The following is a 19,805-nucleotide window of genomic DNA, read 5'->3' as shown; positions in this document are numbered from 1 at the left end:
TAGCAGGCTGTCGGATTGGGCGCTGCCGGAGTGATGAGTGACGGCGACGATGGCGTTTATGCGGCCGTCAGTCGCGTGATCCTGCGGCAATTGTATGCGAGGGCGACGAGCGTCCATTCTGTTGCGACGTTGGGGAGGCCACGGAGATGGAAACGGGTGAAGCCCATAGCGCCCTTGATGATACCGAAGACCGGTTCGACGGTCTGCTTGCGTAAGGCGTAAAGGGCTTTTGCCGGGTTCTGTTGCAGCCTGGCCTTCATTTCCAGGCGCCAGGGCTCGGTGAGCCGTCTTCGCCAGTTTCTTCTGCTTCACCAGCAGTTCGAGGGCGCGGAAGCGTCGTCCGCCAGCAGGGACTTCGTAAGTGCCGGTCTCGGCTCCTTCGCCATTAAGGACGGGGCGGACGTTCACGGGGACTGGCATCCCCACCCGCGATCACGAAGGGATCGAGGCGCAGCCGCTCGCTCTCCTGCCCCTGCTGGCCGCGCTGCGGCATGACGCCGGCCATTCAGAGGGTCGCCTTTTCGGCTGGAGTCAGCGGACGGGTTGGGAAGACATGGCAGGGTGTCTCATCGGTCGTGGAGCGACGGACACCGTTCTCGACCCATCCCTGAAGATCTGGGAGGGCGTAGACGATGCGACCGCCGATCTTCCGATAAGTCGGACCAGTGCCGTAGGTGCGGTGCTTTTCCAGCATGCGGATGGAAATACCGAGGAAACGCGCCGCATCGGGCGTGCGCAGGAAACGGGGCGGCACCCCCGTCTTGGGATCAAGCATGATCGGCCCTCCGGTTGGGTTCGGCTGCTGTCGGTCACGACAGCGGGCCATGGCGAACCGTGGCGGAGGATTGGTAGGATGAAGAGTGCCAGAATCAACAGGGGATGATTCCGGCACCCTATTAAGAGGCGCTTATTGGGAATAAGCTACTGAGGTCGGTGAACAGTATACCATTGTCAAACAGATTGACACAGAACCGGTAGGTCCAAAACGCTTAACTGTCTTTCAGCTTGCGCACTTTTTCGATTATATTTTTGTTAGATAAATACCCCGCCTCATGTCTCAAGCGCGAATTCGAAACAATGTTCTCAAGTAAAGAGAAAGATTATTATCGTAGTTTATTAATCGATACGATTAAAAATTCGCCCCTAAACAAAGGTCAACAGAAGAGTAAAATATATAGATTTGGCACCCGTTATAAAAAAATAACCGGCCACAAATCAATTTGTATGTTTGAGGATTGCTCCCACCAAGCCATCGGATCGCATTCTTTTCAAGAAAGTGGATGCCTGGATGCAATTTCCGAAATTGTTCCAAAAACGGGCAACAGTGTATATGAACCCATATTCAACCCCGATTTAGCAGGCTGTCGGATTGGGCGCTGCCGTAGTGATGAGTGACGACGACGACGGTGTTTATGCGGCCGTCAGTCGCGTGATCCTGCGGCAATTGTATGCGAGGGCGACGAGCGTCCATTCTGTTGCGACGTTGGAGAGGCCACGGAGATGGAAACGGGTGAAGCCCATGGCGCTCTTGATGATACCGAAGACCGGTTCGCCGCCACAAAGCGCATACCGATATCACGATACGTCGCCCGTTCGATCCGACGCGATGAGAACACGCCGTTCGCATAGGCGTAGATCAGCAGCGCCAGCATCAGGCGCGGATGATACTGCGCCTTGCCGCCAGTCCGCGCAGGAACGGAAAATGCCCTCAACGGCATCCGCTCTACCGCCGCCACGATGAAATGCGCCACATCGTCCGACGGCAGCCATGACTTCAGATCCGGCGGCAGAAGATACGGCTGCGATCGATCAAACGGAATGAAGCTGTTCATCCTGAAAGCTTATCCCAGATCACCAGAGGTAGGCACCCCAACCCGACAGTCTGCTAGACAGCGATCAGAGAAAACCAACCTTCGCACGTCGCGCGTTTATGTCCGCTTATCCGGCACAACACCACGATCGATGAGGCGGGGTTTGTCCGCGAGCGCCATGCCGACCGCTATCTCAAACCGCCACAGGAAATGGCCCGCCTGTTCAGCCGTTACCCCGAAGCCGTGGCCCGCACCATGGACATTGTGGGGCGCTGCAGGTTCTCGCTCGACGATCTGGCCTACCGGTATCCCGATGAGGTCTCCGTGCCCGGCCAGACGCCCCAGCAGGCGCTGGAGGCGCTGACCTGGGAGGGCGCCCGTTCCGTCTATCCGGATGGCGTACCGGATGACGTGGCGGAAACGCTCCGCCATGAACTCGGCCTGATCGGGCGGATGAACTACGCACCGTATTTCCTGACCGTGAACAGTATCGTCCGCTATGCACGCAGTCAGGATATTCTCTGCCAGGGCCGTGGTTCGGCGGCCAATTCTGCTGTCTGCTACGTGCTCGGCATTACTGCCATTGATCCCGCCCGCAACTCGCTGCTGTTCGAACGCTTCGTCTCCGAGGAGCGGGGCGAGCCACCGGATATCGACGTCGATTTCGAGCATGCCCGCCGCGAGCAGGTCATCCAGTGGGTCTATGAGCATTACGGCCGTGACCGGGCGGCACTGACGGCGGTGGTCATCCGCTATCGCGCCAAAGGGGCGCTGCGTGACGTTGGCAAGGTGATGGGTCTCCCCGAAGACCTGATACGCAGCCTATCGGGACATATCTGGGGCTGGGGACGCAAGCTGGACGATGAGGCTCTCAATGACACCGGCATTGACCTGTCCGACCGGCGCATCCGCCTGACACTCGACCTGGCACGTTGCCTGATCGGCATGCCCCGCCATCTGTCGCAGCATCCCGGTGGTTTTGTCCTGACGCATGACCGGCTGGATGAGCTGGTGCCTATTGAGCCTGCCTCAATGGAGCAACGCCAGATCATCGAATGGGACAAGGACGATATCGATGTTCTAAAATTCATGAAGGTCGATATTCTGGCGCTCGGCATGCTGACCTGCATGAAAAAGGGGCTGGACCTGCTGGCGGAACATAAGGGCCAGCACTTCACGCTCCAGACCCTCCCGGCCGAGGAAGCGTCTCACCGCGGCGGGGCTTGTGCTGGTGCGTCAGAGGCCCGGATCGGCAGAAGGCGTGGTGTTCATGACGCTGGAGGACGAGACGGCCAACATGAACGTCATCATCTGGCCCGATATGTTCGACACTAACCGACGCGTGGTGCTGGGCGGGCAGATGCTGGCAGTGACAGGCATGATCCAGAAGGAAGGTGACGTCGTCCATCTGGTGGCGAAGGAGATCACCGACCTTTCCGGGCTGCTCGCGGACGTCGGTAATCGCTCCTCTGCAGAGAGCACCCATGCCAGCGATTCCGCCGGTGAGCGTATCGTCTGTGAGTGCTGGTTGTAATCTCCCCAAATGTGCTGGTTGAAAATTCCCCAGTTTAATCTCGATGAAAATTTCCGCCCTACCCGGGTCAGTTCTCAGTGAAAATCAACAGCCTGATCGTTGTCCTGATCCCCGACACGGCGGATGATGCCTGCGGTCTGCATCTGCGCAAGCTGAAGGACGCCTTTGCTGACCGTGCCTATATGGCGCTCACCCTGCTACGCCGTCCCAATGACCCGATGCGGCTGTATGAGCTTGCCAACCTGGCGCATCAGGCACGGGTGCCAACCGTTGTGACCAATGACGTGCTGTTCCATACCCACGACCGGCGCATCCTTCAGGATGTCGTCACCTGCATCCGGCATAACACCACCATCGACGAGGCCGGGTTCGTCCGCGAGCGTCACGCGGACCGCTATCTCAAACCGCCACAGGAAATGGCCCGGCTGTTCAGCCGTTACCCTGAAGCCGCCGCCCGCACCATGGATATCGTGGAGCGCTGCCGCTTCTCGCTCGATGATCTGGCCTACCAGTATCCTGATGAAGTCTCCGTACCTGGCCAGACACCCCAGCAGGCGCTGGAGGCGCTGACCTGGGAGGGCGCCCGTTCCGTCTATCCGGATGGCGTACCGGATGACGTGGCGGAAACGCTCCGCCATGAACTCGGCCTGATCGGGCGCATGGCCTACGCGCCCTATTTCCTGACCGTGAACAGCATTGTCCGCTATGCCCGCTCTCAGGATATTCTCTGTCAGGGACGCGGCTCGGCGGCCAATTCTGCCGTCTGCTACGTGCTCGGCATCACAGCCATCGACCCCGCCCGTAATTCGCTGCTGTTCGAGCGCTTCGTCTCCGAAGAGCGGGGCGAGCCGCCGGACATCGACGTGGATTTCGAGCATGCACGGCGCGAGCAGGTCATCCAGTGGGTGTATGAGCATTACGGACGTGACCGCGCGGCCCTGACAGCCGTGGTGATCCGCTATCGCGCCAAAGGGGCTTTGCGGGATGTTGGCAAGGTCATGGGCCTGCCGGAAGACCTGATCCGCACGCTCTCGGGCCAGACTCATGGTTGGGGCCACAGGCTGGACGATGACGCCCTGACTGATAGTGGCATTGATCTGTCAGACCGCCGTATCCGCCTGACGCTTGATCTGGCCCGCTGCCTGATCGGCGTACCCCGTCATCTGTCACAGCATCCCGGGGGATTTGTGCTGACGCATGACCGGCTGGATGAGCTTGTGCCCATTGAGCCTGCGTCGATGGAGCAGCGCCAGATCATCGAATGGGACAAGGATGATATCGACGTCCTGAAATTCATGAAGGTCGATATTCTGGCCCTTGGCATGCTGACCTGCATGAAGAAAGGTCTGGACCTGCTGGCGGCGCACAAAGGCCAACACTTTACGCTCCAGGCCCTCCCGGCCGAGGATCCGCGCACCTACGCCATGATCCGCAAGGCCGACACGATCGGCGTGTTCCAAATTGAATCCCGCGCGCAGATGTCCATGCTGCCGCGCCTGAAGCCGCGTGTGTTCTATGATCTCGTCATTGAGGTCGCGATCGTGCGTCCCGGCCCTATACAGGAGGATATGGTCCATCCCTATCTCCGCAGGCGCGAAGGGATCGAACCGGAAAACTATCCGACACCTGAACTGGAAAAGGTTCTGAAAAAGACGCTCGGTATCCCGTTGTTTCAGGAACAGGCGATGCAGGTCGCCATGATCTGTGCAGGGTTTACCGCCGCCGAGGCCGATCAGTTGCGTCGCGCGATGGCGACTTTCAAGAATACCGGTACCGTCTCGCAGTTTCAGACACGCCTGATCGAAGGCATGCGCGCCAATGGGTATGATGAGGAATTCGCCGAGCGGATCTATCAGCAACTGGAAGGCTTCGGTTCTTACGGATTTCCCGAGAGCCACGCGGCCAGTTTCGCCATTCTGGCCTACTCGTCGTCATGGATGAAATGCACCCATCCGGATGTGTTTCTGACCTCACTCCTGAACAGCCAGCCGATGGGGTTCTATGCGCCGGCACAACTGGTCCGCGATGCGCGGGAACACGGCGTGGAGGTCAGGCCTGTCTGCGTGAATGCTTCACGCTGGGACAGCACACTGGAAGGGCCGGAAACACCGGAGGGTCGCTTCGCCGTGCGGCTGGGCATCAGTCTGGTCAAGGGCCTGGCCAATGACGATGCGGCCCGGATTGTTGCCGCACGAGCCTCCCGTCCCTTTACATCCATTGATGATCTGTGGCGTCGGGCTGGCGTGAAGTCGGCAGCCCTGACCCATCTGGCCGAAGCGGACGCGTTCCGCCCTTCGCTCGGGCTGACACGGCGCGAGGCGCTCTGGGCGATCAAAGCTCTGCGCGATGAACCCCTGCCCCTGTTTGCGGCTGCGGAAGTAACGCGTGAAGCGGAGGAGCCGGATGTGTTGCTGCAGCCCATGCGGGATGGCGCCGAGGTAGTGCGGGACTATAACCGGCTTGGCCTGACCCTGCGGGACCATCCCCTCGCATTTCTTCGCAGGGATCTGCGAGAACGGGACATCGTCACCTGTCGGCAGGCGCTGGCGGCAAAGGATGGGAAGCGTCTCACCGTGGCAGGGCTGGTGCTGGTTCGGCAGCGACCAGGGTCTGCCGAAGGCGTGGTGTTCATGACGCTGGAGGACGAGACAGCCAACATGAACGTCATCATCTGGCCGGATATGTTCGATGCAAACCGGCGCGTGGTGCTTGGTGGGCAGATGCTGGCGGTGACGGGCATGCTCCAGAAGGAAGGTGACGTCGTGCATCTGGTAGCAAAAGAGATCACCGACCTTTCCGGGTTGCTCGCAGACATCGGTAATCGCTCCTCTGCTGAGAGCACCCATGACAGCGATTCCGCCGGTGAGCGCATCGTCGTCAGATCGCGTAATTTCCACTGATCGATAAGGCTGCCGACAAAGATCACGCCATCGTGAAACGCCCCGATTTCAGTCCTATCTACGCTGGAGTTTCACTCCCATTTGCATCCTATACGCATCCTGCGCGCGGAGCAGAAACGCAAAAGGCCGCCCATGAGGCGGCCTAAGTATTTGATATTAAACGGGATTCATGGTTGCGGGGGCAGGATTTGAACCTGCGGCCTTCAGGTTATGAGCCTGACGAGCAAATGATCTCGCAGTGAAAGTGGCCATTGACGTGAAACTCCTCATGTGAGGGGCCGGGAAGGGCGCGGGACAGCGTGACCGCGCGCGCCGCCAGCCCTGCCAGCATCGTTTCATTTCCATGACAATCCTGTATGCTGCATGGCGCAACAGGACCATAAGGGCTTCCTTACCATGACGTCTGCTTCTGATACCTTTATTGAAGCGCTGCCCAAGGCCGAGCTTCACGTCCATCTGGAAGGCACGCTTGAACCGGGGCTGAAAATCGTCCTGGCCCGCCGTCATGGCCACCCGCTGCAAAACCGGACGGAAGAGGAAATCCGTTCCGGTTACAGCTTCCATGACCTGCCATCCTTCCTTGCCCTTTATTACGAAGGCATGGAACTGCTCAATACGGAGCAGGATTTCTATGACCTGTGCTATGCCTACCTGAAGAAGGTTGCCTCGCAGAACGTTCTCTATACGGAAATGTTTTTCGACCCCCAGCTTCATACCCGTCGCGGCGTTCCCTTCAGGACAGTCATCACCGGCCTGGGCCGCGCACGCAGGGATGCGGAAAAGGATTTTGGCATCCATTCGCAGCTTGTCATGTGCTTCATCCGGGAAATGAGTGCTGAATCAGCGGATGAAACCTTTACACAGGCACTGCCCTATCTGTCCGAAATTGTTGGTGTCGGGCTGGATTCCGATGAAAAGGGCAATCCGCCCGCCAAATTCGCGCATGTCTTCCAGCGTGCCCGCGATGCTGGCCTGCATGTGACGATGCACTGTGACATCGATCAGGAAAACACGCATGAACATATCCGCCAGGCGCTGGAGGATCTGGGCAGCGAGCGGCTTGACCATGGCCTGAACGTGCTTGAAAAGCCGGAACTGCTGAAGCAGGCGCGGGAACGACGCATCCCGTTTACGGTCTGTCCGTTCCCCAACATGGCGATCCGCCCCGGCAGTAACGAAAAGGACATCCGTGCCCTGCTGGATGCCGGGCTGACCATTACGATCAATTCCGATGACCCAGGATACATGCAGAGTGTCTATATAACCGAAGCCATGAAGATGGCGCGTGACGGCGCGCAGCTGACACCGGAGGAACTGCTGGCCATCAGCCGCAATGCCTTCAACGCCGCCTGGATCGGGGAGGGGGAACGCAGCACCTATCTGGACCGGCTGGATGCGTTTGCCCGGCAGCAGGGGCTTATGGTGCCTGCCGCGTAAGGCAGGACCGGCCGGCAGGGCCAGAGGACCGCATGGCCCTGTACCGGATGGCTGCCCTGACGGTCTTCGCCCTTGGCGGGTTCAACCCGCTGTCCCCGCTTTTCGTGGCGCGGTCCCATACTGCCATGCGGTTTACGGCACGACCGGCGTGGTGGGCAGGAACTCCGTCGTAAACGCCTCCTTCCATACAGCCGCGTCAGCGATCTGGCCCGTATCCGCCATCATGCGCGCGGTGGCCTGCCAGCGTGCCGCAGTCATGATGCCAAGTCCGCCCTGCACGGCATCACCGGAAAAGCAGGCATTGCTCCGGCGCAGCGCATCACGCGCACAGGCAACATGTGTTGCGTCCAGCAGGCGGTTTTCGCGCATTATGGCATTATTGCCGGGTGTCGGGTCCCCAAGCAGGTAATCACGGTATCCCTCCATGCTGACCTTCAAAAAGGCACGCAGCCGTCCGGCATCCTGTGTCAGCGTGTCATCACGCGTAACAATCGTGCCCGAATAGGGCGGATAGCCGTAATCCGCCAGGGTAAAGAAGCGGAATGGCACGTTGCGCCGCTGCAGGTCACATGGTTCGGCCGTGAGAATGGCCTGTATGGCAACGGACGGGTCAATGACGAATGGCTGCAGGTTATAGGCGTAAGGCCGCACCTGGTTGTCCGAAAAGCCGAAGCGCTGCTTCATCCACGGCCAGTAGGCCGCCATGGAGGAGGGAGCGAGCAGCAGGGTACGCGTGCGCAGTTCCTCCGGGTGGTTCACATCGGTATGGGCGATCAGTCCCTCAAGGTCCTGCTGGAAGATGGCCGCGACCGCTTTTACCGGCAGCCCCTTCGCACGCTGGAGGATAACCTGCGTATCAAAACCGATAATGGCATCCACCGCACCCGAAAGCAGCATCTGGGGCGCATTGAGCTGCGGTGTGCCGCTGCGGATCTGTACATCCAGGCCTGCACGCCGGTACAGGCCCGTCTCCCGTGCCTGGTAAAACCCGCCCTGATCGGGCTGCGCGTACCAGTTGGTCATCAGCGTGAAGGGCCGGGTGCCCGCGCGCGCCCCGATGCAGGGCATGGCCAGGGCGGCCCCTGCGCCCATGCAGCCTGTCATGACAAGGGCACGACGAGAAATTTTTTGTCCGTACACGATCTTTTTCACCTGCCATGCATGCGCTGCGTTATCGTAACGTATAAATAACAAAAAACATCTTGATAAGGTCATGAATATGCTTGCCACACAGGAACCACGACTGCGGGATTTCTGGTACTGCCTCTTCCCCATGCATGAACTGTCCGATGCACCGCGTGCCTTCCGCCTTCTGGGGCAGGATATTGTGGTCTGGCGCGATGAAGATGGCAGGCCGCATGCGGTCATTGACCGCTGCCCGCATCGCAGCGCCCGCCTGTCTGGCGGAACGGTGGAGGAGGGACGCATTGTCTGCCCCTATCATGGCTGGGCCTTCCGCGGGGATGGGCGGTGCGTCTCGGTGCCGCAGAGTGTAACCAATGCCGGCCCCCAGTTTGGCGTGAAGGCACTGCATTGCACCGAGCGCTACGGACAGGTCTGGGTCTGCCCGGGCGAGCCCGCCTTCGATCTGCCCCATGTTCCCCACTTCGAAAAACCGGGATATCGCCAGATTTTCGAATTTTCGGAAGACTGGGCCTGCTCCGCGCAGCGCATCATAGAAAATGAATTCGATACGGCGCATTTCTCATTCGTGCACAAGGGCAGCTTTGGCGACAGCGATCCCGCCCCGGCCCGCACGGATATTACCGAGACCGAAACCGGTTTTGTGGCGGAACTGCATTTTGCCGTCCGCAATCCCGAGGACATGCGCGATGCATTGCAGATGCACGATGACAATACGGTCCGTAACGTCATCTCCCGCTTCATCATGCCCTTTTACCAGATTGCCGAGATCAATTATCCCAACGGCCTGACCAATGTCCTTGTCACCTGGCTGACACCGGTTGACGATGGCACGACACGCTTCAACCAGTTCGTGATGCGCAACGACCGGGAGGAGGACGTTCCCGCATCACAGGTCCGGGCCTTTGACCGGCGTATCACTAGTGAAGACCGCCAGGTGCTGGAACTGACCGATCCGATGGTTCCGCTTGATACATCGGAAGGGGTGGAGATCCACATGGCCAGTGACAAGCCCGGCCTGATCATGCGCCGCCGCATGCGCGAATTCCTGCATGGCGGGAAAAAGGCATAAAACCCGGACTGCCGGTGGAAAAGATGGGGGCCAACCGGCTGCCGGATGAAAGGCGGGCGGATATTGATGTCCGTTGGCCCTGCCCGCAGTGGCGGCCTGCGCTTTTTTTACGCCCCTGGCGGCACGCGGGGCATGCGGTTCAGGGTATGGCGCTGTATGAGCCGGAAGGGCAGCGGACGGGCCGGTGGCAAAGGATTGCCCGCCATGACGCACAGCAACCGTCGTGCCGCCTGTTCACCCATTGTACCAAAAGGCAGGTGGATGGTTGCCAGCGGTGGATCAACGAACTGGCTCATGACCGTATCGCCGCACCCGACAATGCTGATATCCTGCGGAATGCGCAGGCCGCGCCTGCGACATTCCATGATGGTCCCGATGGCCAGGATATCGCCGGTGCAGGCAATGGCCGTCAGGCCGCGCACCCGGTCCAGCAGGGTACGTGCCGCGCGCCTGCTGGATGCGGCCTGATAATCGGCCGTTTCCATTATGTGGCCCGCTCCATGCGGCAGTCCGTGATGTTCCAGGCGCTGTATTGCCCCACGCAGGCGTTCTGCGATGGGCAGCGTATTTGCCACCGGGCCGGTCAGGATTCCGATGGTGCGATGCCCGCGCATGACAAGCGCGTCGATCACCGTGGCCATTGCCGCGGCATCCTGCATGGCAACGGATAGCGCGCCCGCACAGGCGGCCGGATCATCCTGCGTTGCCAGCACCACCCCGCGTGAGGCCAGCAGGCCAAGGGTTGCGGGCAGGTGATGCGAGCCGGTCAGGATCATGCCATCAACGCCACGTTCGATCATCATGCGCACCTGTTCCAGCTCACGTTCCGGCGCGCGCTGCGAACAGGCGACCAGCAGCCCATAACCTGCATCGCGCAATGTCGCCTCGATCGCCGCGATGGATGGCGCGAACAGGGGGTTGGACAGGGTTGGCACCACCAGCCCGACGGTACGTGTCTTCTGGCGCACCAGCGCGCGCGCCGCATTGTTGGGAATGTAGGAGAACCGCTCCAGCACCGCCTGCACCGCCGCAGCATAGGCAGGTGATACGCCACAGGTACGATTGATCACGCGCGAGGCAGTGGAAACCGATACCCCGGCCAGGCGCGCCACGTCACGCAGCGTGATTTCGGCCCCCGGCGGGGGGACGGGGCTGTCAGCCGGGTCCGTCATGGGGTAGGCTGCGGTGGGGTATCCGCCGTGGCCGGATGGTCCTCGGGGCGGAATTTCTGCACGGTCCGGAAACGGCTTACCAGATAGTCACCGGACAGGATCGGTTCATGACGTGGCGGGTTGCCGGCAGGGCGGCACGTGGGCAGGCAGGTGACAGGGGTAGTGTAATCCAGGTTGAAGAACATCGGGATCGAATACCGTTCCCGCCCGGTGCGGTTGACCACCCGATGCGGGTTGGAGACATACAGGTCATTGGTCCAGCGCTGGAACAGATCACCGATATTGACAACCAGCGTATCCTCCACAAACGGGGCCGCAATCCATTCGCCATCGCGCTTGCGCAGTTCCAGCCCCCCGATCGGGTCCTGCGCCAGCAGGGTGAACATGCCGTAATCGGTATGGGGGGCCACGCCGAAGGCATTGTCCGGCGATATGGCGGGCTGGGGCGGGTAGTGGAAAAGCCGCATCTGGACCATCGGTTTCCTGATATACGGCAGGAAGAAGCCTTCATCCAGACGGAGTGCCGTGGCGATCAGGCGCAGCATCCGCTCTCCCAGCGCGCGCGCCTGGCCAAAATAGGCATCGACCGCCGCACGCAGCCAGGGCAGGTCCTCCGGCCACTGGTTGGGCGCATGCAGCGGCAGCCGGGCTATGACATCAGGATCATCGGGGGGAAGGTCCACGCCAATCTCGTAACTTTCCTTGAGATCGGCAACAAAACCGGGATGCTGGTTGATCCCCTGCGGCATGAAGCCGCGCCGGTAGACCGGGTGCATGAGATGGGCCATGCGTTCCGCTTCCGGTAGTGCAAAGTACCGTCGCGTTGCCGCAAAGACGTCCCTGAGCACCTGCGGGTCGATGCCATGATTGGCAATGTAGAAAAAACCGGTTTCACGACAGGCTTCATCCAGCTTTGCCGCCAGGGCCTCCAGCGGCTGGCCATGGGTCAGCGGTGCAAGGTCCAGCACGGGCACTTCCTCGCGGCTGGCGGCGCGTACGGCGTTGATCATGGGAACATATCCTGATGCAGGGAAGGGAAAGGCACCATCACAGTCCGGGCAGCGGATCGGCCTGGTCCGCCGCCCAGAACAGCACACGGCGGCGGACCAGACCGACAGCCAGGTGCAGGCATATGCCGATAAGGCAGAGGACCAGCAGGATCGAGAAGACCCCCGCCATGTCGAAGGAAAAATTCATCTGCAGGATCAGGTACCCCAGCCCGGCGCGCGCGCCGACGAACTCCCCGACAATGGCACCGATAACCGACAGCACCGCCGCGACATCAAGCCCGGCGAAGATATAGGGAAGTGCCTGCGGAAACCGTGCCATGCAAAAGATCTGCCATTGTGTGGCAGTGCAGGCGCGCAGCATTTCCATCTGTTCACGCGGGGTTGCCTGCAGCCCCACGATGGTATTCGACAGGGCGGGAAAGAACGCGATCGTAGCCGTGATGACAATTTTCGACGACAGCCCGTACCCCAGCCAGATGACCAGGATCGGTGCGATGGCAACCTTCGGTACGGTCTGGGCCGCGACCAGATAGGGGTAGAACACTTGTTCGAGAAAACGCGACTGCCCGATCAGCACACCCAGCCCGATGCCCACGATGGCCCCGATGCCGAACCCGGCCAGGATTTCCTCGCAGGTTACAAGAAAGTGGGGCCACAGGATACCCGACCGGATCTCCAGCCACAGGGCCTGCACCACCGCGCTGGGTGCGGGCAGGACGATTGCGGGAACATGCAATGCGCGCACCGCGCCTTCCCAGGCGGCCAGCAAAACCAGCAATACAACGGGCGAAAGGGCGCGGGGACTGGAGAAGACAGTGGTCCGGGCACGCGGCGTGGCCATCAGTCAATTTCTCCACGGCTGTTGAAATGGCTCCGGATACGGCGGACATGGGCCCCGAACGCGGGGGTGGAGAACATGTCCAGCCGCCGCGGGCGGGGCAGGTCGATAGGGTAGTTCGCAACAATGCGCCCCGGTCGCGCGGCCATGACCACGACCTGATCAGCCAGGAACACGGCTTCGGGAATACTGTGCGTGATCAGCAGGACGGTGGCATCCTTTTCGTGCCATATGCGCAGCAGTTCGAGATTCATGGTCTCGCGTGTCATGGCGTCCAGCGCGCCGAAGGGTTCGTCCATCAGCAGCAGGGACGGATTATGGACCAGCGCGCGGCACAGCCCGACGCGCTGCTGCATGCCCCCTGACAGTTCGCCGGGATAACGGTGAGCGAAGCCGGTCAGCCCGACCATGTCCAGAAGATCACGGGCACGCGCGCGCGCATCATCGGCGGGCAGTTTCTGTACCTCGGCCGGAACCATGACATTGGACAGGATATTGCGCCACGGCAGCAGCACCGGGGACTGGAAGACAACCCCGACGTCCCGGCTGGGGCCATCAAGGCGCCTGCCGGCAATCTCGATCGTGCCTGGCCCGGCTGGCATGACCCCGGCAAGGATGCGCAGGAGCGTACTCTTGCCACAGCCGCTGGGTCCGACCACACAGGTGAACTGACCCCTGCCGATCGACAGGTCTATACCGTCCAGCGCCTGTACGGGCAGGCCATCCGCCCCCGCGTAGGTCTTGCCCAGCCCGGCAATGTGGACCAGCGGGTGGCCGGCAGCGCATGGCCCCGTCATGGAATCGTGCATCGTGCGGCCTGCTCGCGTATGGCGGCGGCATCGAAATCATTGACGCGCCGCATGTAGTCAGGAATCCGGACCATGTAATCGGTAGCCGGAATGGTGCCCGGAATCAGCCCCGCATCATGAAGCAGGGTCTGCAGTCTTTCGAAGCCCGCCGGTTGTGCCTCCCCCCAGTTCTGGCCGCCATTCAGCACGAATGCATTGTGCTGGCTGGCAAGTTCCGCAGTAAGCGAATGCAGGCCCCAGCGCAGCTGCGTTTCATCATCAAGATTGGTTCCACGCGCCTCCGGATGGTCGTGCCAGAACCACCGCAGGGCGCAGGTTGGATTGGCCTCGGCAAAGACGGTGGCCATTGCCATGCCGCGTGCGATCGCAACAACCATGTCAGGGTCGGCGGCAACCGTATCCTTCATAACGGATAGCGAGAAATCGGGATATGTCGGCCAGTCCGGTGGCGTGATGTGGCGCAGCTTCAGCCCCACGTTGTCAAACTGCGCCATGGGGGCCGCCCAGTAGAGCAGGGCATCCACCTGTCCATGCCCCAGCGCCTGGACGGGTGGCGCACCCAGTCCCAGCGGGATAAGCGATACATCCGTGGCGGGATTGAGACCATTCTGCCGCAGGTAACTGTTCAGCAGCAGGATGCCCCCCGTGGCCAGGCTGAACACGCCGATTGTCTTGCCCTTCAGGTCCATGGCCGTCCGGATCGGGGAATCCGCCGGGACGGCAATGGACCAGTCCGTCGCGGCATTTTCCATCGCCACACGCACGCCCAGGCCATGCGTGGTATCCGCCTGCACGATGACGCTGGCATTGACCTGCGCAAACTGCGCGTTGCCCGATACCATCTGCTGCAACGCCTGCTGGGATGCGCCCACGGGCTCGACCTGCACGTCGTATCCGGCGGATTTCCAGTAGCCCAGGCTCTGGGGCAGGGTCAGCATCGGGTAGTCGGCGTTCAGCACCGCCGTGCCAACCGCAATCGTGACATGACGCGGGCTGGCGGCACAGGCGGGCGCGACCGTGGCAAAGGGCAGGAACACGGCAGTCAGATAATGCAGGAGACGCGATAACGGGGGCATAAGGGACTCCGGACCGGATACCGTCGAACGGGACTGTCGGAATTTTGTCTCTTTTCGTTCCAGTAAAGTAATCATATAAGTATGAGAACGCTTTCAGCAACCCGAAAAATGACCTGCGGCACGGATCTACATAAAAACGCAACGGCGATGGAAAACCGCGCTCCATAGTTTCCGTCAGTCCCGCCGCCTGGAGAACCCATGACGATGATCGATGTCTCCCGACTGCCAAAAGCCGAGTTGCATGTGCATCTCGAGGGTTCGCTCGAACCTGAAATGTTGCTGGAACTGGCCGCGCGCAATGGCGTGGACATCCCGTTCCACTCCGAGGAGGAGGCACGCGCGGCCTGCCATTTTACCGATCTCCAGTCTTTCCTGAACCTTTATTATGCCGGGCTGCGGGTGCTGCGCACGCCGCGCGACTTTGCCGAAGTGACCCATGCCTATCTTACACGCGCGCATGCCGACCGCGTGCGGCATGCCGAAATCTATTTCAGCCCCCAGGGGCATCTGCGTCGCGGCATCGCGTTTGCCGACATGATGGAAGGCGTGATCGAAGGCATGACCGCCGCCCGCGCCGACATGGGCATCAGTTCCGGCCTCATACTCGGCCTGCAACGCCAGTATGCGGAAGACGAAGGCTTTGAAGTCCTGGACCTTGCCTGGCCATACCGGCAGCATGTGCTTGCCCTGGGGCTGGGTGGCCCCGAAGTTGGCAATCCACCCGAAAAATTCACGCGCGTCTTTGCCGAAGCCCGCCGCCGGGGGTGGCATACCGTGGCGCATGCGGGTGAAGAAGGGGATGCGGGCTACGTGCGCCAGGCCATGGACCTGCTGCATGTCGATCGCATCGACCATGGCGTACGATGTGCGGAAGACCCGGCCCTGGTCCGCACCATAGCCGAACGCGGCATTACGCTGACCGTATGCCCGCTATCCAATGTCTGCCTGCGGGTCTTTCCCGACATTGCCGCCCATAATCTGGGCACATTGCTGCGCGCGGGCGTGAAGGTGACGATAAACTCTGATGATCCGCCCTATTTTGGCGGCTACATTGACGACAATTTCAGGGCCTGCCAGACGGGAATCGGCCTGTCCGATGCGGACATCATTACGGTCGCGCGCAATGGATTCACGGGGTCGTTCCTGCCCGCGGAAGAGGTGGCCGTCCATCTCGCGAAACTGGATGGCGCCGTGCGGGAATGGCAGGCAGGGGCGATGGACGCATGACGGGCGGCCCGCTCCGGCTCTATGAACTGCCGCTATCGGGAAACTGCTGGAAAATCCGGCTCTGTCTGGCTGAACGGGGCCTGCCTTATGAACGTGTGACCATAAGGGACCCGGAACGCACCTTCGCCGATGCCGCCTTCCGTCGTCTCTCTCCCCTGGGCCGTGTTCCCGTGCTGGTCTGCCCCGATGGAACGGCCCTGTGGGAATCAGGCGCGATCCTGACATGGCTTGCCGAAAACACGCCGCTGCTGCCCCGCGATGCGACCCGGCGCGCCCAGGTCATGGCATGGCTGTTCTGGGAGCAGGCTGACCTGTCTCCCGCCCTGGCCCTGCCGCGTTTCTTCCGGCGGAATGGAACGGAAAAGGCCAATGCGGAGCGCATGCGTGCGCTACAGGAAAAAGGCCGTGCCTGCCTGGAATTTCTCGATACGTACCTGTCACGACAGGATTATCTGTGCGGCGCGGCCTACACGCTTGCTGACCTGGCATGCCACGTCTATGTCATGCTCTCGCCCGAAGGCGGGCAGGATCTGGCGCCGTTTCCAGCGGTCCGGGCGTGGCTGGAGCGCATTGCCGCGCGACAGGCATGGGAGCCGCTGCTGCCGGCGGGCTGACATGGGCGCCGCCATGGTTGCATCCAGTGTTTTCATCCACTGCGCCGTCATTGCCGCGCACGGCCCCGATGGCAGTCGGGCCCTCACGCAAGGGGCAGTCAGTATGATCGTGCCAGCCCGAAAGGTGTAAGGGCTGCGGCTTCTCCCAGCGAAAAGGACAGTTCCACGCCCCCCGACAGGCTGTACGCAACCCTCGGATCAGGCTGCGTGATGGTGTACACCTGCTGGTCTGGATGGAAGATGAAGGCGGCGAATGGCGCAAGCCTTACCCCGGCAAACAGGTGGGCGCTGTAATCAAGTTCAAGTGTTTCCTCATGCGGAACCATGTGCCCGGTCCGGCCAGATGCCATGATTTCGTCATTCAGATAACCCGTGGCGTTCCTGTTGAGCCGGTGCCCCGTGGCCTTGAACGCCAGGAAATCATATGGGCGGCCTGAAAACGGGCCGTTGCACACAAAACCCAGCAGGAAATAGTCCTTCTGCAACGAGTGACCGGACGTATCGACAACCAGGCCACCAAACACCGTCACCCGCCGCGGGCCGCCACGTTGCCAGACCGTCTGTTCGAACTGGGCGTAGATGCCGCTCTGGCCGGAGTGCATGCGGGCCGGGGCGTGGGTAAAGGCAATCCTGCCGCCATGCACATCATAGCGGTAATCGGCAACCGGGCTGGTATCTTCATAAGCGCCTATGTCATACCGTCCGGGCAGGCGGGTCTTGTGCCCCGTCTCATATCCTGCTTCCACCATGATATGCGCCCCACTCGCGGTATTGAGCGACCAGCCGGAACCCCAGGGAAAGCCACCACTGTAATACTGTTCCGGATTGGACTCTTCGGCACCAAGGCGGAAATAGCTATGACGGGATGGAATGGCCGTTACTTCACCCGCCCAGACCGATACCGGCCAGAAGGGTGCCTCGGAATTACTGGACCATGTAACCGGGTCAAGGTTGGCGCACATACCGAGCTGAAACAGGCAGTACAGGCGTGATGTTGCAAAGAATGACGCAAGCTGCATCCTTCCGGCGCTGAACCGTAACCGGTCGTGGAACAGATGCTGCTCGATTTCCAGCTGCGTCAGGCGTGTCTGGTTGTCCGGCCCGCTGCCATGAAAATAGGATGCGCCGGAACCGGCCATGTCATTGACACCCTGCGGGTTGCCGCCAAAGCGGGAATCCAGCGCAAAACGGATAACCGTTCCAGACAGGCCAGCAATCCGGTCCATGTCCAGATCCGCGCCAAAATAGGCTTCATGAAAAACGATCGTTTCCTTTTTCATTCCCCCCGCAGCATTGCCATACAGGGTATCGTCAAAAAATGCCTTTGGGTAGATCCCCGATTTTATTAGATTCTTACCGATATTGGACACGGTTTCGGGTAAGATTCCCGCATAACTCCCTTCCGCATGGCCGGCCTGGGAAAAAAGCGGTGCCACAAAAGACATTACGATCAGGGCCGGATAGGTGCGCATTATAAAATACTTCTGAAGATACACTATATTCTAACATAATGGCTGCCTATCCAGACCGACCAGTCATTAGATCCGCCTGGAAAGTAGAACCGTTCCGTAACAAAAACAATGATTTTTGCCCAGCTGCAATCCCGCATCCGGGCATATCTGCATTAATGGCCCGGTCCGCGCTGCTGCGCGCAAGGCCATGTTTTGATGCGGTCAGACCAGGGGCAGGGGTTGTGCCCCCGTCCGTGCCGCTGCACCCGGACCAGACGCGCGCATGCAACGCCGGTTCTGGCCAAAAACTTCCCTGTACTTACTGGATATGTTCCAGGCATATGTTCCAGGCATATGTTCCAGGCAGGTTTTCCAGACAGTCTCCAGATGGATTGCGATGCCCTGGTTACCATCGACTAATGCTGGGGCGATCCTGGTCGCGCATACGGATGCCAACCTAACCGCCCGCCTATTCTTTCCATGAAAAGCATGGACCTGATGCCCCGCATCGTCGCATCATACCTTGCAGAAAACCGATCAGAAATCCCAAGTCTGGGTCAGGCTGTTCCGCCGGGCCATAATATATCCAAACAGAAGGTCTTTACTTGAATGTGGGCAGGCTTCATGAAATCAGGGTTCCGTACGTTCAGATACATGGCAGTCTTGCTTGCCACGACAGTGCCGGTGCACGGGGCGCGGGCGCAGGCTGCAAAAATTCCCGTGCGTGTCGTGGTGGTCACGACATTCGAGATTGGCAATGACGAGGGCGACCAGCCGGGAGAATTCCAGCACTGGGTCGAAAAACTGCCGCTGCCGCAGGTCCTGCCATTTCCGGGGCGGTACCGTCGGCTGCGCTATAACCCGGACCTGCACGTACTGGGTGTCGTGACCGGAGAAGGCCCGACACGCATGGCGGCAACGATTACGGCACTGGGTGATGACCCGCGCTTTGATTTGACACACGCCTATTTTCTTCTTGCCGGTATTGGCGGTATCGATCCGAATACAGGATCGGTCGGATCAGCGGTGTGGGCACCCCATGTCGTAAGCGGCGATGTGGGCCATGCCATAGACCCGCGCGAGATACCCGCCGACTGGCCCAACGGTTTTACCCCGATACAGGGCACCCGCCCGGATCCCCAGCCCATGCCGCCAGCGAATTCCTACTGGGGTGACAATCTTTTCACCCTCAGACCGTCACTGGTGCAGTGGGCCTATGCACAGACCAAAAACGTGCATCTGGCCGACACGCCGCAACTGGCCGCCATGCGGGAACGCTACGGCACCTTTCCATCAGCAGGGAAGCCGCCCTCCGTTGCTCTGGGCGACACGATGGCGGCCGGTATTTTCTGGGTAGGGGGCAGGATGAATTCCTGGGCGGAAGGCTGGGTCCATTACTGGACCCAAGGCAAGGGCCGCTTTGTCACGACGGCGGAAGAAGATGCAGGCTTCATGGAAGCCCTGGGTTTTCTTGCCGATGCAGGAAAAGTCGATCTGAACCGCGTTCTCGTGCTGCGCACGGCAAGCAATTTCGACATGCCGCCAACCGGAGAGACGCCGGCCCAGCTCCTTGCGGCGGAAGCTGATGAAAAGGGATTTTCCGGCTTTGATCCCTCGGTCGAGGCCGCTTACACGGTCGGCAGCGTTGTGGTCCGCAAGCTTGCGGATCACTGGAACCTTTATGAAAATCGGGTTCCATAACCGCCAGCCA

The 19,805-nt window shown here is 60.5% G+C and carries 15 protein-coding genes and 5 pseudogenes; 8 read left to right on the top strand and 12 right to left on the bottom strand.

Annotated features, from left to right (window positions below; all coding sequences use genetic code 11):
- Positions 1-56 precede the first annotated feature (56 nt).
- The 5 genes and pseudogenes from GWK63_RS15590 to GWK63_RS15575 all read right to left on the bottom strand — a co-directional run.
- Positions 57-290: pseudogene (locus tag GWK63_RS15590) on the bottom strand (transposase); the annotation flags it as partial.
- Positions 283-408: pseudogene (locus GWK63_RS17615) on the bottom strand (DUF3363 domain-containing protein); the annotation flags it as partial. The pseudogenes GWK63_RS17615 and GWK63_RS15590, both read right to left, overlap by 8 nt.
- A gap of 97 nt (positions 409-505) precedes the next feature.
- Positions 506-775 carry a helix-turn-helix transcriptional regulator gene (locus GWK63_RS15585; protein WP_039998689.1) on the bottom strand — a complete coding sequence of 90 codons (270 nt, stop codon included), beginning with the start codon at positions 773-775 and terminating at the stop codon, positions 506-508.
- 635 nt (positions 776-1,410) lie between these two features.
- Positions 1,411-1,551, bottom strand: a pseudogene (locus tag GWK63_RS17560) (transposase); the annotation flags it as partial.
- Positions 1,548-1,832: pseudogene (locus GWK63_RS15575) on the bottom strand (transposase); the annotation flags it as partial. The pseudogenes GWK63_RS17560 and GWK63_RS15575, both read right to left, overlap by 4 nt.
- A gap of 108 nt (positions 1,833-1,940) precedes the next feature.
- Between GWK63_RS15575 and dnaE2 the strand changes: the two are divergent.
- The 4 genes and pseudogenes from dnaE2 to add all read left to right on the top strand — a co-directional run.
- A pseudogene (dnaE2, locus tag GWK63_RS15570) lies at positions 1,941-3,014 on the top strand (error-prone DNA polymerase); the annotation flags it as partial.
- Between the two features lie 67 nt (positions 3,015-3,081).
- Positions 3,082-3,345 carry a hypothetical protein gene (locus tag GWK63_RS17555; RefSeq protein ID WP_408885802.1) on the top strand — a complete coding sequence of 88 codons (264 nt, stop codon included), beginning with the start codon at positions 3,082-3,084 and terminating at the stop codon, positions 3,343-3,345.
- Between the two features lie 77 nt (positions 3,346-3,422).
- Positions 3,423-6,245 carry an error-prone DNA polymerase gene (locus GWK63_RS15565; RefSeq protein ID WP_240919156.1) on the top strand — a complete coding sequence of 941 codons (2,823 nt, stop codon included), beginning with the start codon at positions 3,423-3,425 and terminating at the stop codon, positions 6,243-6,245.
- 396 nt (positions 6,246-6,641) lie between these two features.
- Positions 6,642-7,682: an adenosine deaminase gene (gene add / locus GWK63_RS15560; RefSeq protein ID WP_039999004.1), complete on the top strand. Its 1,041-nt coding sequence runs from the start codon at positions 6,642-6,644 to the stop codon at positions 7,680-7,682.
- A gap of 132 nt (positions 7,683-7,814) precedes the next feature.
- Here add and GWK63_RS15555 read toward each other — a convergent pair whose 3' ends face one another.
- Entirely contained in the window at positions 7,815-8,774 is a 960-nt protein-coding gene (locus GWK63_RS15555) for an ABC transporter substrate-binding protein (RefSeq protein ID WP_050800676.1), read from the bottom strand.
- A 121-nt stretch (positions 8,775-8,895) separates the two neighbouring features.
- On the opposite strand from GWK63_RS15555, the gene GWK63_RS15550 reads away from it, so the two are divergent.
- Positions 8,896-9,897, top strand: coding sequence for an aromatic ring-hydroxylating dioxygenase subunit alpha (locus GWK63_RS15550; RefSeq protein WP_007398604.1), 1,002 nt, complete (start codon positions 8,896-8,898; stop codon positions 9,895-9,897).
- A gap of 107 nt (positions 9,898-10,004) precedes the next feature.
- On the opposite strand, the gene GWK63_RS15545 is transcribed toward GWK63_RS15550, so the two are convergent.
- The 5 genes from GWK63_RS15545 to GWK63_RS15525 are packed head-to-tail and all read right to left on the bottom strand — an operon-like array spanning position 10,005 to position 14,802.
- Positions 10,005-11,069: a LacI family DNA-binding transcriptional regulator gene (locus GWK63_RS15545; protein ID WP_039998959.1), complete on the bottom strand. Its 1,065-nt coding sequence runs from the start codon at positions 11,067-11,069 to the stop codon at positions 10,005-10,007.
- Positions 11,066-12,079: an isopenicillin N synthase family dioxygenase gene (locus GWK63_RS15540; protein WP_007398606.1), complete on the bottom strand. Its 1,014-nt coding sequence runs from the start codon at positions 12,077-12,079 to the stop codon at positions 11,066-11,068. The genes GWK63_RS15545 and GWK63_RS15540 overlap by 4 nt, the downstream gene beginning before the upstream one ends.
- A gap of 37 nt (positions 12,080-12,116) precedes the next feature.
- The gene (locus GWK63_RS15535) at positions 12,117-12,920 is read right to left on the bottom strand and encodes an ABC transporter permease (protein ID WP_007398607.1); all 804 of its coding nucleotides are present in this window, start codon (positions 12,918-12,920) and stop codon (positions 12,117-12,119) included.
- Complete coding sequence (locus GWK63_RS15530; RefSeq protein ID WP_202795782.1) at positions 12,920-13,726, bottom strand: ABC transporter ATP-binding protein; 807 nt, start codon at positions 13,724-13,726, stop codon at positions 12,920-12,922. Before GWK63_RS15530 ends, GWK63_RS15535 begins: the two co-directional genes overlap by 1 nt.
- Positions 13,711-14,802, bottom strand: coding sequence for an ABC transporter substrate-binding protein (locus tag GWK63_RS15525; RefSeq protein WP_007398609.1), 1,092 nt, complete (start codon positions 14,800-14,802; stop codon positions 13,711-13,713). Before GWK63_RS15525 ends, GWK63_RS15530 begins: the two co-directional genes overlap by 16 nt.
- 198 nt (positions 14,803-15,000) lie before the next feature.
- Here GWK63_RS15525 and GWK63_RS15520 point away from each other — a divergent pair, with 198 nt between their 5' ends.
- Positions 15,001-16,029 carry an adenosine deaminase gene (locus GWK63_RS15520; protein ID WP_007398611.1) on the top strand — a complete coding sequence of 343 codons (1,029 nt, stop codon included), beginning with the start codon at positions 15,001-15,003 and terminating at the stop codon, positions 16,027-16,029.
- Positions 16,026-16,643, top strand: coding sequence for a glutathione S-transferase family protein (locus GWK63_RS15515; protein ID WP_007398612.1), 618 nt, complete (start codon positions 16,026-16,028; stop codon positions 16,641-16,643). The genes GWK63_RS15520 and GWK63_RS15515 overlap by 4 nt, the downstream gene beginning before the upstream one ends.
- A 98-nt stretch (positions 16,644-16,741) precedes the next feature.
- Here GWK63_RS15515 and GWK63_RS15510 read toward each other — a convergent pair whose 3' ends face one another.
- A complete protein-coding gene (locus GWK63_RS15510; RefSeq protein ID WP_157772006.1) occupies positions 16,742-17,923 on the bottom strand; it encodes a carbohydrate porin in 1,182 nt (393 codons plus the stop codon).
- A gap of 825 nt (positions 17,924-18,748) precedes the next feature.
- Here GWK63_RS15510 and GWK63_RS15505 point away from each other — a divergent pair.
- Positions 18,749-19,795, top strand: a complete 1,047-nt coding sequence (locus GWK63_RS15505) for a purine nucleoside permease (protein WP_099963222.1) — start codon at positions 18,749-18,751, stop codon at positions 19,793-19,795.
- Positions 19,796-19,805 lie beyond the last annotated feature (10 nt).

This window comes from Komagataeibacter rhaeticus (genome assembly GCF_011611525.1).
In the GTDB taxonomy this organism is placed as follows: domain Bacteria; phylum Pseudomonadota; class Alphaproteobacteria; order Acetobacterales; family Acetobacteraceae; genus Komagataeibacter; species Komagataeibacter rhaeticus.
This window is presented reverse-complemented; position numbering and strand designations above follow the sequence as displayed.